A 15750-nucleotide genomic window follows, 5' to 3' on the forward strand; every position below is an offset into this window, starting at 1 on the left:
ACGGCTGGAGCGCTATCCCGTCCGAAAGGGCCTCTACCGAGCGGCACGCTCCCGCGCGGCCACCCGGGCGGCGTCCAGGGCGCGGCGGGCCAGGGCCGCGAGATCATCCGCATCATCCAGAGCTGCTTCCGGCACACGCCAGAAGCTGGCCATGGTGCGCGGACCGGTCTTCGCCACATAGCGAAAGGGCTCGGAGCCGCGCGCGGCGAGGTCCGAGGCAAAGGCGGCATCGGCCTTGAGATAAAGCAGCCCGTCCGCTTCAAGCGCGAACATCACCCCATCCGCATAGACGCCGGCGCCACCGAACATGCGGCGCAGGCGTACCGGGCCAAACGCGCTGAACAGATCGGAAACGGTATCCGGATCCACTACACACCTCGGTCCTCGGCCAAGCTCCGCCCGCTCAGGTCACCCGGCAAGCTGCCGCAGCTCGTTCAGCAGGAAGTTGCCGACACGCTTGCCGCGATTGCGGAAGGCGAGCATGGGCGTGTTGTCCACGAAGTAGGTGTGCAAAATGGTATCGCGGCTCACCACTTCCGGCCCCAGCTGATCCACGGAATGCCAGGTATCCGACCCCACGGCGAAGGCATAGCCGGTGTTCGGCGCAAAGGTCATGCGCTGGGCCATGTCGAAGCCGCCATCGGCCCGCCGCCGGTCGAAGCGGGTGCCCACATGGGAGATGCTCTCATCTTCCGGCAGGTAGAACTGGATGGTGATGCCCTTCCAGCGCGTATCCGTGTGCGGGGGAATCTGGTAGCCGGCCACGTCGCGGGTGAGCATGGGCACGGGGAACATGCCCGTTTCCATGTATTGCGGCCCGAAGCGTCGGCTCAGGCCCGGCTCAAGCCGCCGCATGAACACCGCCTTCACCGCCTCATCGCACAGCGCCTGCCCGACGAGGGCCCACACATCCCGCTTCTCTGCGGGGAGATGCCGGATATATTCGGGATAAAGATCGATCTTCACCCGGGTCGCCGAGCCGTCGGCCTGGATATTGTAATTGTTGCGCCCCTTCAGCGCGCGATATTCCCGCGCCTCCGGCATCGCCACGCGCATGGCGCGGTAAAGCTCCGGCGGGAACACGCCCGCAAGCTCCAGGTGCCAGAAAGGCTCATCCACCAGCGGCGCGCGCTCGACGGCATCCACGATGTGAGCGACCACGGTGGAAAGGGGCGGAAGCGCGGATGTCATGCTGCAGATCTCCAAAGATGCGCGACGCATCGGCCTTCGGCGTCGATGCGGGGCGGCCCCGCTCTCGGTCGTCGCCATCGGGGCCTGGGGCGCCGGGCTGGCGCAGCCAGGGCCCTCATCGTCGCCGCGATTGTAAATCGAGCCCCCACATCTCCGCCACGCGGGGAGCCCGGTGACCATACAATCAATGCCAGCCTTGGCAATCCCGAATATGGCAGAAATGGGCCCCACCGCCGGGACCGTGTGGGGGAAAATGCCCATCGCCGCGGCCGGATGTGCCGGGCCCGGTTGCCAAGGCGGGTGGGCGCACGCAATCTGGCGCCCCGCCGACCACGAGGGGCTGCAGTGATTCCCGGATGACGACTGCCTCGTTCCAATTTCTCCACGCCGCCGACCTGCATCTGGACAGCCCCCTGCGCGGCCTTGCGCGGCGCGGGCCCGAGGCCGCGGCCTTCACCGATGCCTCCCGCCGGGCGCTGGAAAACCTGGTGTCGGCCGCGCTGGCGGAAAAGGTGGCCTTCCTGGTCATCGCCGGCGACATCTATGATGGCGACTGGAAGGATTTCGCCACCGGCCATTTCTTCGTGCGGCAGATGGGCCGGCTGGCGCGGGAAGCCATCCCGGTCTTCATCCTGCGCGGCAATCACGATGCCGCGTCTGTCATCACCAGCGAGCTGCCGCTACCGCAGAATGTGCGCTCCTTCTCGGTGAACGAGGTCGAGACCGTGACCTTGCCCGAATTGAAGGTGGCCCTGCACGGTCGCGGCTTCGCTCAGCGCCATGTGGCGCAGAATCTGGCCCTCACTTATCCAGCCGCCGTGCCGGGCCATTTCAATATCGGCGTGCTGCACACCTCCCTCACCGGGCGGGAGGGGCACGAGGTCTATGCGCCCTGCACCGTGGCCGACCTCGAGCGCGCCGGGTACGATTATTGGGCCCTGGGCCACATCCATCAGCGCGAGGTGGTGACGCAGAGCCCCGCCATCGTCTTCCCCGGCAACCTGCAAGGGCGCCACGCGCGGGAAACCGGCCCCAAGGGCGCGACCCTGGTGCGGGTTGAGGACGGGCGCATCACCGCGCTCGAAGCCCTGGCGCTGGATGCCGCGCGGTTCGAGGCCCTGAGCGTCGAGCTCACCGGCGCCGACAGCCGCGAAACGGTGCTTGAGCGCGCCCGCGCCGCCCTAGCGGAAGCGGTGGACCAGGCGGAAGGGCGCCCGCTTGCGGTGCGCGTCACCCTCACCGGCCGCAGCCTCATGGCGGCAGCCTTGCGAGCTGATCCGGTGCAGATCCGGGAGGACATGGTTGCCCTCGCGGCGGAGGTCAGCGAGGCCGTGCTCATCGAGAAGGTCTCGATCCAGGTGGAAGGGCCACGCCCCGCCGCCGCGCCCCTGCTGGCCGATTTCGAGCAGATCCTGGCGGACGTGGCCGACGATCCCGCGGCCCAGTCGGACCTTCGAGAAACCCTGCGCAGACTCTATGAACGCGCGCCGCGGCCGGCGCTGAAAGCCCTGGGGCAGGACGATCCCGATCTCGACGCGTTGCTCGCGGCAGCGGTTGGCGAGGCCCGGGACGCCATCCTCGCGCGGCTTGCCGACCCGGACGAGACCAACCCATGAAGTTCCTCAGCCTGGGCCTGGACCGCTACGGCCGCTTCACCGATCGCCGGCTCGATTTCGACCCCGCCGCCCGGGTGGTGGTGGTGCTGGGCGCCAACGAAGCCGGCAAGACCACTGCGCTCGCCGCCGCCTGCGATGTGCTGTTCGGCATCGAGGAGCGCTCGCGCTTCAACTTCCTGCATGACTACAAATCCATGCGGCTTTCGGCGACCATCGCCGACGGGTCCGGTCGCACCCTGTCCTTCGCCCGGCTGAAGCGGCGGCAGTCCACGCTCGTGGATGTGGACAAGGACACACCCTTGCCGGACGACGTGCTGGCCTCATTCCTGGGCGCCCACAACAAGGCGGCGTTCCGCGCCATCTTCGGGCTGGATCAGGAACGGCTGCGCGAAGGCGGCGCCAAGCTGCTGGCGGGTGGGGGCGATCTCGCTGATACGCTGATCGCGGCGGCGCCGGGCCTGAGCCGGGTGGCCGCCCTGCGGGACCAGATGAAGGCCAGCGCGGCGGAGCTGTTCAATCCCGACCGCGCCAGCTCCCGCCTTACCTTCTACGCCGCCGTGGGCCGCTACAGGGAGGCCGACAAGGCCCGCCAGGAGAGTGAGCTGCGCGCCGATGCCGTGCGCCAGGCCCGCGCGACGGTGGAAGAGACCGCCCTCGACCGCAAGGCCGCCGAGCAGGACGAAACCGAGGCCGCCCGCATCGCCGGCCGGGCCCAATCCCTGCGCGGGGCGGCCAAGGAGCTGCGCGCCATCGCCGCCGCCGAAGCCGCCCGCGCGACCCTCGGCCCCCTGCCGGAGGTCGAAGCCGGCTTCCCCGCCCTCGCGCGCGAGCGCCTGGCAGCGCGCAACCGTGCCGTGGAGGCGGCGGCCGAAGCGCAGGTGGCGGAGGATCAGGCCCGCGCCGCCCGCCAGGCGATCACCGTCGACGAGGCCCTTCTTGCGGAGGCCGACGACATCGCCCGCCGCGACGAGGAGCGGGCCCAGGTGGGCAAGGAGCTGGAGAGCCTACCCAACCGCCGCCGCGAGGCCGACGGCGCGCGGGCGGAGCTGGCGCGCATCGCCTCCGGCCTGGAGCTGGACGGGGTGGAGACGCTGCGGGCGCGCCTCCCCGGCCGCCCTCTGCTGACGCGTGCGGAAAAGCTGGTGGACCGCCTGCGCGACCACACCACCCGGCTCGATGCCCTGGCGAAGGACACGGAGGCGCTGTCGCGCCGCCGCCGCGAGACGGAGGCCAAAGCGGGCGCGGAGGTTCCGGCCGCGAACCCAGCGCCGCTGAAGCGTCAGCTCGACGCCCTTGATGGCGCTGAGACGCGCGCGACCAACGCCGCCGCCCACGCACGCAAGCTGGCCACCGCCCGCGAAGCCTTGACCGCACGCATTTCGCGCCTGCCTTACGGCCCCTGGCGGGCCGAGGATCTGGTGCAAAGGCCATTGCCGGATCGCGCGGTCGCGGAAGCGGCGTTCGCCCGCCTCAATGCCCTTGCGGATGCCCATGCGCGGCAGAGAGAGCAGCGGGACGAGCTCTCCGACAAGGTGGAACAACTCAAGGCGCGGCGCACCGTGCTCGATGCGGCGGGCACGGCGCCCACCGCCCAGGCCATCACCACGCGGCGCGAGGCGCGCGATGCCCTATGGCGCGCGCTGCGCCCGGTTCTGCTCGCCCAGCGCCCGGTGGCCCCCCAGGACGCAATGCACTCGGAGGAGTTCGAGCGCGCCCTCGCCGCCGCCGACCGGCTGGCCGATGATCGCCAGAGCGAGAGCCAGCGTGTCGCCGACCTCGCCCGCACCGATCTCGACCTGGCCGAAGGGCAAACCCGGCTGCGCCAGGCCCAGGACCGCGTGGATGCCTCCGGGGTCGAGCTGCACACCGCGCGCGCGGCATGGGAAGGGCTGTGGCGCGAGAGCCGCCTGCCCCCGGATGAAGGCTCCATCGCGGTCTTGAAGGAAGTGGAGGCGATCCGCGCCGCCGCTGACGAATTGCTGGACCAGAAAGCCGAGGCCGAGCAGCTCAAGGCCGCGGTGGACTGGGACCGCGTGCGGGCGGAAGAGCTGCGGGGCGCCCTTGGCCTGCCGCCGCTCGGAGCCGCGCCGCTCGCTATGGCCGAGCTGCGCGCCGCCGTCGATGCGCTGACCGCCACGTTTCAACGCCAGCGTGACCGGCAGCGCGACCAATCGCGGCACGATCTCGACGCGGCCGACCTCGCCAGCCGTAAGGTCGCGCTCGACAAGCAGGGCGCCGAGCTTGTCGCGGAGGTGGGGCAGGTCTTCCCCCCCTTGTGCATCCGCCTGGAGGCGGACCCGGACGAGGCGCGCGCGGCCCTCGGCCTGTGGAACGAGGCCCTGGCGGTGGTTGAGAAACTCGTCACCGCCGAACGCCGCATCGCCGGCATCGAGCAGGACGAGGCGCGCTTTGTTCAGGCGGTCGAAGGGCTTCTCGGCCGGCTGGGCCAGCAGGCATCCGGCGACCTGTTCGCCACCGTCCGCGCCTTGCGCCAGCGGGTGGAAAGCGCCCGCCAGGCCCGGGCGCGCGCCGAAGCCGCTGACGAGCAGCTGGCCGCGCGCACCGCGGCCGCCGCGGCCGCGCGCGCGGCCCAGGAACGGGCGGAGGAGAAGCTGGCGGAGGTGCTCGCCCGCGCCGGTGTCGGCAATGCGGCGCAACTGCCCCAGCAGGTGGACCGCCTGGAGCAGGCGGCACGCTGTGCCGCAGATCTTGCCGCGGCCAACCTTCGCCTTGATGATTTGCGCGGCGGCCGCGACCTGGAAGAGATCCGCGAGGAAATCGCGGATCGGGACGACGATGCTTTGGCCCACCACGCCGCCGAGGCGGCCGAGGCCCATGCGGCGGCCCGGGCCGAACGCGATGCCGCCATTGTCCGCCACACCCAGGCCGAAGCCGCCCAGGAGGCCCTAAGCCAGAAGGATGGGGCCGCCCACGCCGCCCAGGAGATGCAGGACGCCATTGCCGACATGGGCGCGGCCATGGAGCGCTTCACCCGCGAGCATGTGGCCGCCCGCCTGCTCTCCTTCGCCATCGAGCGCTATCGCGAGGCACATCAAAGCCCCATCGTCACCCGCGCCGCCAGCGCCTTCGCCACCCTGACCGGCGGACGCTGGAGCGGCATCGACATCGATTACGACCAGGACCCGCCGCGCCTTGGTGCCGTTCGGGATGGTCGGCTCCATGGTGTCGAGGCCCTGTCGGAGGGCACCGGCGACCAGCTCTTCCTGGCCCTCCGGGTGGCCGCCATCGAGGAGCATGCGCGGCGGGCGACGCCCCTGCCCTTCCTTGCCGACGACCTGTTCGTGACCTTCGATGAAGGCCGCACGGAAGCGGGCATGCGGCTTCTGGCCGAGCTTGGCGCCATCACGCAGGTGATCGTCTTCACCCACCACGCTTATGTGGCCGAATGCGCCACGCGCGCCCTGGGGCCAGCCGCCTCCATCATCACGCTGTGAGGCGGCCGGGCACGGCGATGCCGCCGGAGCGCATCGCATTCCAGGAACAGGGGTGGGAAGGGGCGCGCTTGTCCTCCCGTTTGCCGGGAAGCGAGGGGCTTGACGACCCGCTTGGCCTATCGCCATTCAGCGCGCGTGGTGCGGCTTGCACTTTGTTACCACCGCGTTCCTCATGGTGCCGCCTACCTCCCGCCTGCGTGGAGGACCGGGGTGCGGGCAAAACGCTGGCAACGTAGCGCCGGCAGCGCCGCGAAGGGCAACGCCTCGAAAACCTCAAAAAGTCTTGAATCCTAGGGCTCTGTGCCGGTGAGGTGGTCCTGCCCCAAGTGGTCCTGCCCCAAGTGGTCCTGCCCCAAGTGGTCCTGCCCCAAGTGGTCCTGCCCCAAGTGGTCCTGCCCCAAGTGGTCCTGCCCCAAGTGGTCCTGCCCCAAGTGGTCCTGCCCCAAGTGGTCCTGCCCCAAGTGGTCCTGCCCCAAGTGGTCCTGCCCCAAGTGGTCCTGCCCCAAGTGGTCCTGCCCCAAGTGGTCCTGCCCCAAGTGGTCCTGCCCCAAGTGGTCCTGCCCCAAGTGGTCCTGCCCCAAGTGGTCCTGCCCCAAGTGGTCCTGCCCCAAGTGGTCCTGCCCCAAGTGGTCCTGCCCCAAGTGGTCCTGCCCCAAGTGGTCCTGCCCCAAGTGGTCCTGCCCCAAGTGGTCCTGCCCCAAGTGGTCCTGCCCCAAGTGGTCCTGCCCCCTCCCCAGCCCTCCGCCGCAAGCGGAGGGGAACGAGCCCCCCGGCAAACCGTGCCTCTCAAACGTCGGCCGAACCTAGGGCGCGGCAGAGCGGCATTCAGGCGTCGCGACGTTCCAAGGCGTCGCCCTTCGGCTCGCGGCCGCGTCCGCCGTCCAACCTTTGGCCCCGCGCGAGCGAGGAGGCCATAGCCGGCGGAACCTCCTGCGGGCGGGCATGAACTGTTCGCGGCGCACGACATGTCGGCTGTCGCCAGACGGTTTCAGGGGTGCCAGGAAGCGCGAGGGCGGTCGATCCTCTTGTTTTTGCGCGCTTCCACACGCGAGCGGATCCCTCTGCACTTGAACGTGTTTGCGGTGACGCGGGCGCGGAAGTGGCCCCCTCTGCGGCCTGACCTGGTTCAAGCCGCGCCGGCCCCCATCGCGGGCCGGATGCAGGTCGCGGTGGGAAGGAACGGCGTCCGGGGCGGGCCAAACCGATCGCGCACGGTAGCTCTTCCCATACGCTCGCGCCTCTCGCACCTGCATCGCGCGCCGTCCACGGCTCGACGCGACTGGCGTAACGAAGGAGCCCCGCAGGCGAAGGCCCCACCTGCCAAAGGCCCCACCTGCCATCAGCAGTGGCAAGCCCGGCTCGCGCGGCCCGCGCGCATGCTGCCCGAAAGGGCCGATGGTCGAGACGGCTCAGCGCCGGCCGGGACGCCCGCCACGGGCGAGGCGGCCCCACCCTCCGCCGCGCGCGGCCGGGGACCGGGGCGCGGCCGCCGGGGTGGCCGGTTGGGTCAGGCGGATGATGTGGCGCACCTCGCCGCGGCGCTGCGTCTGCACCGCGCGCACCTCATCGCCGAGCACCTGCTGATCAAGCCGGTCCAGCAGCCGTTTGCGTTTCACGCGCCGGCTGGCGATGCGGGCGGCCGGGCGGCGCAACAGGCGGCGCAGCAGCCGGCGCCGGCGCAGTCGCTCTTGCCGATCCCAGGGATCATCGCCGGCCGAAAAGAAAATTTGCTGAAGAACCACGGCATCGAGATCCGCCGTCGCGCCCGGCGCCGGCTCCGGAACAGGACGCCCCACCTTCCCTCTCACCCTCTTCATCCGGACTCTTCCGATTTAGACTTCATCACCCCGATGATCTTTGCCCCGCACCGGGCCGAAACGGATGAGCACAGCGTCCCGCGCCTGTTCGCGCCATCCCAAAGGTGGAGCGCCAGCGCTCCGACATTGGTCGCAGATGTTATTATATTACCACCATTTCAGATGCTGCGTTTGGTGGCGCCGCCCGCGGTCGCTATAGAGGGCTGAGCGGCCCATTGCAGCGGCCAAGGAAGCGGAAGGGGTGGGATGATGTTCGGCTGGCTCTGGCGATGGGCGCGGCGGGCGGGCATCGCGCTCCTCATCGTCCTGGCGACCGTCTTCACCGTGCGGGCCGTGGATGCCTGGCGGGGGCCGCCGCTGGAGCCGTGGCACACCTTCGTGCCGAAGGAGATGAGCCGCGCCGAGCTGGCCACCGCGGATCTCGCCACCTACCAGGCGGCCGAGGATAAATTGTTCGCCTCGGTGCGCGAGAACGTGACGGACCAGCTGCCACCGCGCGACCGCGAGCGCTTCAACCGTTATTTCGCACAGAGCCCCGTCTATCCGGGCCACTTCGCGCAGGATTTCAACCGCACCTTCGTGCTGGAGCCGGAAGGCGAGGCGCTGGGCGCCGCCGTGTTCCTGCACGGCCTCACCGATTCCCCCTACAGCCTGCGCCATCTCGCCCGGCGCTATGCCGCGCGCGGCTTCGTCTCCATCGCACTGCGGCTGCCAGGGCACGGCACGGTGCCGGGAGCGCTGACGGCGGCGCATTATGAGGACTGGATTGCCGCCACCCGCCTCGCCATGCGCGAGGCGCGCCGGCGGGTGGGACCGGACAAGCCGGTGCACATCATCGGCTATTCCAATGGCGGCGCGCTCGCGCTGATGCACGCCCTCGACGCCCTTGATGACCCCAAGCTGGTGGCCCCCTCGAAGATCGTGCTGCTTTCGCCCATGGTGGGGGTGACGGAATTCGCGCGCTTTTCCGGCATTGCCGGGTGGCCGGCCATCTTCCCCGCCTTCGCGAAGGCGGCGTGGCTGTCCATCATCCCGGAATTCAACCCCTTCAAATACAATTCGTTTCCGGTGCAGGCCGCGCGCCAGTCCTTCCTTTTGACCCAGGCGCTACAGGCCAACATCCAGCGCCACCTGCGCGCCGGCCGGCTGGCGGGGCTGGCGCCGGTGCTCACCTTCCAATCGGTGCTGGACCACACCGTGAGCACCCGTGCCGTGATCGATGCCCTCCACACCCATCTGGAGGACAATGGCAGCGAGCTGGTGCTGTTCGACATCAATCGAAACACCCATTTCGAGCAATTGCTCAACGCCCGCGCAGAGACCGCCCTTTCCCGGCTGCTGCCACCGGCGCCGCGCGCGTTCCGCACCTCGGTGGTCACCAATGTGAGCGCCACGTCCGATCAGATGGAAGCGCGCGTGACCCCGGCCGGAGCCACCGAGGATGAGGTGACGCCGCTGGCCCTCGCCTATCCGCCCGACGTCTATTCCCTCTCCCACGTGGCGGTGCCGTTTCCGCTCACGGACGGGCTCTACGGCCTCACGCCGGACCCGGCGGACAATTTCGGCGTGCGCCTGGGCGACATCGCCGCGCGGGGTGAATATGGCGCGCTGATCGTGAATGTGGACATGCTGGTGCGCATGTCGTCCAACCCCTTCTTCCCCTACCTGCTGGAGCGACTGGACGCCGGCCTGCCGCAGCACCCGTGAGCACTGGCGGCAATCACGCGGCGGCGTCCTCCTGCCCGGAGGCGGGATGCAACGCCTCCACATGCGCCGGCTGGCCGGAGAGCACGTCGGCGATGGCGCGTGTCGCCGGGTGGTGCGCGCACAGGGTGAGGGCCGCGATCAGGATCGGCACGCCGATGAAGGCCCCCGGCACGCCCCACAGGAACGCCCAGAAGAACACCGCGAACAGCACCAGGAACGGCGACACCGCCGTCGCCTTGCCGGCAATGCGCGGCTCGATATAGCTGCCCGAGAGGAACTGGATCAGGTTGAGACACACGAACACGAATGCCGCCATTTCCCAGGATTCGAACTGGGCCAGGGCGAACAGGGTGGGCAGCAGGGTGGCGATGAACGGGCCGATGAAGGGAATATAATTGAACGCGAAGGCGAGCGCGCCCCAGGCCAACGCCAGCTCCAACCCCGCCGTGAGGGTAAACACCCACACCACCGCGCCGGTGGCCACGCTCATCAGCGTGCGCACGGCCATGTAGGTCTGCAGCTTGCGGGCGATATCGGCCCCGGCGGTGAGCAGGAACGCGCCCTTGCCCTTGCGCTCCAGCGCCTTCAGCTGGCTCACCAGGGCCTCGACCTCCAGCAAGCCGAGCAGCACATAGACAAAGGTGAAGACCAGGAAGCTCGCCAGCCCCTGGAGGCGGCCCGAAACATCCTGGAACAGGCGCAGCAGCCAGCGCACGTCGAAATGGTCGGCCACCACGCTGGCGAGGATGAAGCCATGGCCTTCCAGCCATTCACCAAGCTGGGCATAAAGGGCCTGGAAGCGGGCGGCATTGGCAAACACCCACTGGCCCACATGGCCGAAGCCCCACACCACCACCGAGGTGACGGCCCCCACCACCGCGAGCGTCACCACCAGGGTGAGCAGCACTGCCGCCATCTTCGGCAGGCGAGCCTCCAGCCGCCGCTGCAGCGGCCACACCACGGCGATCACGAACAGCGCGAACGCCACGGGCGCGAACAGATTTTCCGCCACATAGAGCGCGCAGCCCACGGCAACCGCCGCCACCAGAGCAATCAACACCCGCATCGTTCCCCCCTCCCGGCAAGCCCGACGCCGGCCTCAAGCCAATTTGTGATCGAAAGCGAAGTCGAGCCGCATGGACTTGATCTTCTCATACAGCCGGATGTCCTGCGCATTGGGCCACCACGCATAAAGCAGCAGCTCCAGCGGATGCCACAGCCCCACCCATCCGGCGATGATGAAGCCTTCCACCAACACTTGCCCCACCAGGCTTTCAGACCCGATCAAGGCTTCCGTTCCGGCCGAAAGCGCAAGGCAGACAAAGAGAAACAAGGCCCCCATGCGCAAGGCATGGCGCCCTTCAAGACGCAGTTCGGCAATCTTGCGGCGGTTATATTGAATCTGCTTGTCGCAATACCGTTCGATATATTTCGGCATGTTCGCCAGGCGAGAATCCCCAGCGGCGTCCGACGGCAGATGAACGATGGCGTGCAGACTTTTCCGCTTCCAGCCGGACTGGGCCTTCAGCGCATCCATCAATTGATCGATACCGGAAACATCAAGGTCATCACCCGCGAAGGGATCGATCTCTGGCACCTGAAAGAAATTCTTGACGTCGCTCAGGTGGAGATGGATCTCATTTGTCGTCCCACTCATGGAAAAGCCGCCTTCCGTGCCGCGTGACGCTGCAATAGCAGAGGCTTGGAGCCATGACGAGGCAGCAGGAAGTCTCACGCGACCGGTGGATCAGGCCCGCCCGCGACGGAACGACATGGGCCGCACACCGGGCGCTTACCTTATCATCCGCACAACCCGCCCTTCCGCCACGAGATCATTCTCATTTCGTCCGCGATACACTATGAGGAAGGCTGACCACACGCGCAGGACACCCCTCCCCACAATGGCACGCACCACCGGCAGCCTCTTCTTCCGCGCAGGACGCGTGCTGGCGCTGGCCGCCGTCTGCGCGGCGCCCGTGTCGCTTTCCGGCTGCGCGCGGCCGGAAGGGGTGCTTCTTCCGGTGGCCGTGGGCGCCGAGGTGGGCGACAAGGTAGACATGCTGGTGGCCACCACCCGCGCGCCCTCAGAAACGGAAGGCGTGGTCTTCAGCGGGGAGCGCGGCGACACCCTCTCCTTCGCGAATATCGTGGTGAGCATTCCGCCCAATCGCGAGCCGGGCTCCATCCAGTGGCCGACCCGGGTGCCGGGCGATCCCTCCCGCGAATTCGTGGTGACGCAGGTGGATCCCCTGGCACGCAAGCAGGTGCTGCCCTGGTTCCAGCACCTGCCCAACAACAAGAGGCGGGTGCTGGTGTTCGTGCACGGCTTCAACACGCCGTTCGATGCCGCCGTGTTCCGCTTCGCCCAGTTCGTGCACGACACCAATTCCAATCTGGCCCCCGTGCTGTTCTCCTGGCCCTCCCGCGGGCGGGTGACGAGCTATCTCTATGATCGCGAGAGCGCCAATTTCTCCCGCTCCGATCTGGCCTATGTCCTCGCCGAGGCAGCCCGCAGCCCCCACGTGGACGAAGTGGTGGTGCTCGCCCACTCCATGGGGGCGTGGCTGGCGGTGGAAGCGTTGCGCCAGCTCGCGCTGCAGGATGGTCGCGTGCCGGCCAAGATCAAGAATGTGATCCTGGCCTCCCCCGATCTCGACATTGACGTGTTCGAGCGGCAGGTGCGGGACATGGGGCCGAAGCGGCCCAGCATGACCATCTTCGTGTCTCGCAACGACCATGCCCTGAGCCTTTCACGCACCCTTTCGGGCGACGTGCAGCGCGTGGGCGCCGTGGACCTGTCCAACCCCGATTACGCGGCCCGCCTGGAGCGGGGCGAGGGCGTCACCGTGCTCGACCTCACCGCGCTGGAGGGGGGCGACGCGCTGAACCACACCAAGTTCGCCACCCAGCCGGAAATGGTCCGCCTCATTGGCGACCAGCTGGTGGCCGGCCAGGAGATTTCCGACGGCGTAACCGGGCCGGCGAATGCCGTGGACAAGGTGGGCGGCGCCGTGGGCGCGGTCATCACCGCCCCCATCCAGGTGTTCCGGGCCGGCATGGCGCGATAGGCCGGCCGGGGTCCTCGCTGCCAAGCGAAACTGCGCCCATAAGATCACGTTCGCAAGAGCGGCCCCTGGTACGGCCACGCTCGCACCATATTCAGAGGGAACATCCCGGCCGCTTGCTACGCGTGTGCCATGGGCGAACCATGCGAGGGTGGGCGATCCGCCTTCCCCCTTTATCATTCACGCACGCACCCGAAGATGGCCTCTTTCATCCCCCCGAAATCCTCCACCGGCACCGCGGCCCCATGGGCCGCCGCTCCGGCCGCCACGATTTCCGCGCCGGGTGCCGCCCCTCTCGCCACATCCCTGGCTACCCCGCTGGCCGCCCCCGTGGCCGCCCCCCTGGTGCTGCCTCTCCGCTTCAGCACGCACGCCCTCCCGCCGGCGGACCAGTTCGCGGCCTGGCGGGACTTCACGGCTCCGGCGGTGAATCTGGACCTGGTGCAGGCCCCCGATACCAGCTTTGCCGCTGCGCAGGAGGTGTGGGACCTGGGCAGCATGGCCCTCACCGTCGCGACCATGCCGGGCGCGGGTTATGTGCGGTCGTGGCAGCATTGGCGCCGGCCCGCATTGGACCATTGGTGCCTGGTGCTCTGCCCGCCGGGCCCCAACGGCGCGGCCGCCTTCGGCCTGCGCTCGCTCGCCACGCCGTTCCAGGGCGGAGGCTCGGACGAGCGCGTCATCAGCCTGTTCATCCCGCGCGACCTCTTCCCCCACCTCGCGCCGCAGCTGGACGGCGCGCCCACGGACCTGCCGCTTGAGGGATTGGGCGGCATTCTGGCGGACCATCTGTCGAGCCTGACCCGACAGCTCCCCCTGACTGCCGCCTGCGATGTGCCAGGCCTCGCCACCGCCACCCAGGCCCTGCTGGCCGCCACCCTCGCGCCCCGGTCCGACCTTGCGGCCGGCGCGACGGATCTCGTGGCCCAGACCCTGAGGGAGCGCGCCCGGCGCATCATCCGGCAGAACATCGCCTCGCCCACCCTCTCGCCGGACATGCTCTGCCGCGCCCTGGGCGTCTCGCGCTCCCGGCTTTACCGGCTGTTCGAGGAGCTTGGCGGCGTGTCGCGCTACATCCAGCGCCAGCGGCTGCGGGCGGCATTCACCCTGCTCAACGACCCGAATGAACGTCGCGCGGTGTCGCAGATCGCCGAAGAGCTGGGGTTCTGCGATCATTCCGGATTCAGCCGCGCATTCAAGGCTGAGTTCGGCCTCTCGCCCAGCGCCGCGCGGGCGGCCAGCGGCGTCCCACAGCCCATCCGCCTGCCCCATGCCCCACCCGCCAACCTGCCGGCCTCCACCCCGCTGCGGGACCTCGGCGACATCCTGGGCCGCCTCCAACCCTAACATGGCACCTCCGCCCTTCAGAAAGCCCGTGCTCAAGAGATCGTGAGCCCCTTTCGGTGGGAGAAAAGGCTCCCCAATTGATCCGGAGCAAGGTCCCGCTTGCCAACGGGGGCTCTCATCGCTTTCCTAAATGCCGCCCTTGCCGGCATCCGGCACAATTGAAGGAGGGAGGCTCCCATGTGGTCCCTCGTCCCGCTCGCATTCCTCGCATCTCTCGGCGCCCTGGCCCTGTATTTCAGCACCGCGCGTCAGCCGGCGCCGCAGCCTGTGCGCGTGCGGGCGCGCCGGCGGCCGTGAAGGAGCTGCCGCTCGGCGAGGTCTATCAGCTCCTGGAACCGGGGCCGGTGGTGCTGCTCACCACCAGCCGCCGGGGCCATGCGAACGTGATGACCATGTCGTGGCACATGATGGTGGAATTCACGCCCCCGCTGGTCGCCTGCGTGGTGAGCGAGGGTGATTTCAGCCATGCCGCGCTGAAGGCCACCAAGCAATGCGTGATCGCCGTTCCCGCCGTGGAATTGGCGCACAAGGTGGTGGGCATCGGCAACTGCTCGGGAGCCGATACCGACAAGTTCGAGATGTTCGAGCTCACCCCCAAGCCGGCGGAGATGGTTGAGGCGCCTTTGATCGCCGAATGCTTCGCGAACCTCGAATGCAAGGTGGTCAATACACGGCTGGTGAACAGCCTCAACCTGTTCATCCTGGAAGTGGTGAAGGCGTGGCACGACCCGTCGTACAAAGCCGCGAAGACGATCCACCACCGCGGCTTCGGCCGGTTCGCCGTGGATGGCGAGATCATCAGCATCCCCTCACGGATGCCGTAGCGCTTTGATTCGAAGCGTTTTCTTCACGCGCACCGGAATCCACTTGGCGGCAAGGCGCGCGAGCGCATCCTCAGCCGGTACGGGAGCTGATTCGCTCAGCTTTGGACGTGCCCATGAGGAGGGGAGAGGGTGAGCGCGCCCGGGGACGCCATCGAGATCCGCCTGGAGAAGATCTCCCAGCTCTTCAACATGCTGGACCCCTTTCCGTTTCGGGAGCGGGATCTCGACGCCGATGCGGAGGAATTCATTGTCGGATGGGCACGGGAACTGCCGGCTCGCCAGCCCATCCGCATCGTCATCCACCTGCCGGACGAGGAAATGCAGCGCCCGGAGGCGCGGGGCGTCGGCGAGGCGATCCACAACTTCTTCCAGGACCGCGCGGATGCGGTCTCGCGCGAGCTGCGCGAACTGTTCCGCATCGGCCAGCGCATGCTGGTCATCGGTGGCGCGGTGCTGGCTCTGTGCCTGTTCCTGGCACGGACGGCCACCCGCGCCTTCGGCAGCGGAACCTTCGGCAGCTTCGTGGTGGAGAGCCTGATCATCCTCGGCTGGGTGGCCAATTCACGACCGCTGGAAATCTTCCTCTACGAATGGTGGCCACTTGTGCGCAGGCGCAATCTGTTTCAGCGGCTGGCTCAGGCGGACGTCACAATGGTCGCCACCGCTGCGCCGCGCACGGCGGGCCCCATCGCCGATTGACCCCGCTCAACGCCGATGGACCCCCAAGG

The 15750-nt window shown here is 68.7% G+C and carries 12 protein-coding genes; 8 read left to right on the forward strand and 4 right to left on the reverse strand.

The window, feature by feature from the left end; all coding sequences use genetic code 11:
* Positions 1-33: 33 nt before the first annotated feature.
* Positions 34-369 (reverse strand): TfoX/Sxy family protein, encoded by a 336-nt coding sequence (locus V5F26_RS16650; protein WP_394947356.1) that lies wholly within the window; start codon positions 367-369, stop codon positions 34-36.
* A gap of 39 nt (positions 370-408) precedes the next feature.
* Positions 409-1191: a hypothetical protein gene (locus V5F26_RS16655; protein ID WP_234052315.1), complete on the reverse strand. Its 783-nt coding sequence runs from the start codon at positions 1189-1191 to the stop codon at positions 409-411.
* Positions 1192-1547: 356 nt separating this feature from the next.
* Between V5F26_RS16655 and V5F26_RS16660 the strand changes: the two genes are divergently transcribed.
* The 4 genes from V5F26_RS16660 (at position 1548) to V5F26_RS16675 (ending at position 9786) form a co-directional block, all read left to right on the forward strand.
* A complete protein-coding gene (locus V5F26_RS16660; protein ID WP_394947355.1) occupies positions 1548-2807 on the forward strand; it encodes a metallophosphoesterase family protein in 1260 nt (419 codons plus the stop codon).
* On the forward strand, positions 2804-6262 hold the full coding sequence (locus V5F26_RS16665; protein ID WP_394947354.1) for an AAA family ATPase: 3459 nt from the start codon (positions 2804-2806) through the stop codon (positions 6260-6262). Before V5F26_RS16660 ends, V5F26_RS16665 begins: the two co-directional genes overlap by 4 nt.
* Before the next feature lie 1502 nt (positions 6263-7764).
* Positions 7765-8286, forward strand: a complete 522-nt coding sequence (locus tag V5F26_RS16670; RefSeq protein WP_394947353.1) for a hypothetical protein — start codon at positions 7765-7767, stop codon at positions 8284-8286.
* 39 nt (positions 8287-8325) lie between these two features.
* Complete coding sequence (locus V5F26_RS16675) at positions 8326-9786, forward strand: alpha/beta hydrolase (protein WP_394947352.1); 1461 nt, start codon at positions 8326-8328, stop codon at positions 9784-9786.
* Between the two features lie 13 nt (positions 9787-9799).
* Here the strand turns inward: V5F26_RS16675 and V5F26_RS16680 are convergent, their stop codons facing one another.
* Positions 9800-10852 carry an AI-2E family transporter gene (locus tag V5F26_RS16680; RefSeq protein ID WP_394947351.1) on the reverse strand — a complete coding sequence of 351 codons (1053 nt, stop codon included), beginning with the start codon at positions 10850-10852 and terminating at the stop codon, positions 9800-9802.
* Between the two features lie 33 nt (positions 10853-10885).
* On the reverse strand, positions 10886-11443 hold the full coding sequence (locus V5F26_RS16685) for a hypothetical protein (RefSeq protein WP_394055249.1): 558 nt from the start codon (positions 11441-11443) through the stop codon (positions 10886-10888).
* Positions 11444-11687: 244 nt separating this feature from the next.
* Here V5F26_RS16685 and V5F26_RS16690 point away from each other — a divergent pair, with 244 nt between their 5' ends.
* The 4 genes from V5F26_RS16690 to V5F26_RS16705 all read left to right on the forward strand — a co-directional run bounded on the left by V5F26_RS16690 (position 11688) and on the right by V5F26_RS16705 (position 15721).
* On the forward strand, positions 11688-12854 hold the full coding sequence (locus V5F26_RS16690) for an alpha/beta hydrolase (protein WP_394055251.1): 1167 nt from the start codon (positions 11688-11690) through the stop codon (positions 12852-12854).
* A 195-nt stretch (positions 12855-13049) separates the two neighbouring features.
* Positions 13050-14198, forward strand: coding sequence for a helix-turn-helix domain-containing protein (locus V5F26_RS16695; RefSeq protein WP_394947350.1), 1149 nt, complete (start codon positions 13050-13052; stop codon positions 14196-14198).
* Between the two features lie 293 nt (positions 14199-14491).
* Positions 14492-15022 (forward strand): flavin reductase family protein, encoded by a 531-nt coding sequence (locus V5F26_RS16700; protein WP_394055254.1) that lies wholly within the window; start codon positions 14492-14494, stop codon positions 15020-15022.
* A gap of 129 nt (positions 15023-15151) precedes the next feature.
* Positions 15152-15721, forward strand: coding sequence for a hypothetical protein (locus V5F26_RS16705; protein WP_394055255.1), 570 nt, complete (start codon positions 15152-15154; stop codon positions 15719-15721).
* Positions 15722-15750: the final 29 nt, after the last annotated feature.

It is taken from the genome of Xanthobacter variabilis (genome assembly GCF_043831965.2).
Lineage (GTDB): Bacteria > Pseudomonadota > Alphaproteobacteria > Rhizobiales > Xanthobacteraceae > Xanthobacter.

What these genes read in the sequence shown, in the direction of transcription:
- V5F26_RS16655 (WP_234052315.1), bottom strand. Translation starts at nt 1,191, where the DNA reads ATGACATCCGCGCTTCCGCCCCTTTCCACCGTGGTCGCTCACATCGTG.
- V5F26_RS16660 (WP_394947355.1), top strand. Translation starts at nt 1,548, where the DNA reads ATGACGACTGCCTCGTTCCAATTTCTCCACGCCGCCGACCTGCATCTG.
- V5F26_RS16665 (WP_394947354.1), top strand. Translation starts at nt 2,804, where the DNA reads ATGAAGTTCCTCAGCCTGGGCCTGGACCGCTACGGCCGCTTCACCGAT.
- V5F26_RS16675 (WP_394947352.1), top strand. Translation starts at nt 8,326, where the DNA reads ATGATGTTCGGCTGGCTCTGGCGATGGGCGCGGCGGGCGGGCATCGCG.
- V5F26_RS16680 (WP_394947351.1), bottom strand. Translation starts at nt 10,852, where the DNA reads ATGCGGGTGTTGATTGCTCTGGTGGCGGCGGTTGCCGTGGGCTGCGCG.
- V5F26_RS16685 (WP_394055249.1), bottom strand. Translation starts at nt 11,443, where the DNA reads ATGAGTGGGACGACAAATGAGATCCATCTCCACCTGAGCGACGTCAAG.
- V5F26_RS16690 (WP_394055251.1), top strand. Translation starts at nt 11,688, where the DNA reads ATGGCACGCACCACCGGCAGCCTCTTCTTCCGCGCAGGACGCGTGCTG.
- V5F26_RS16695 (WP_394947350.1), top strand. Translation starts at nt 13,050, where the DNA reads ATGGCCTCTTTCATCCCCCCGAAATCCTCCACCGGCACCGCGGCCCCA.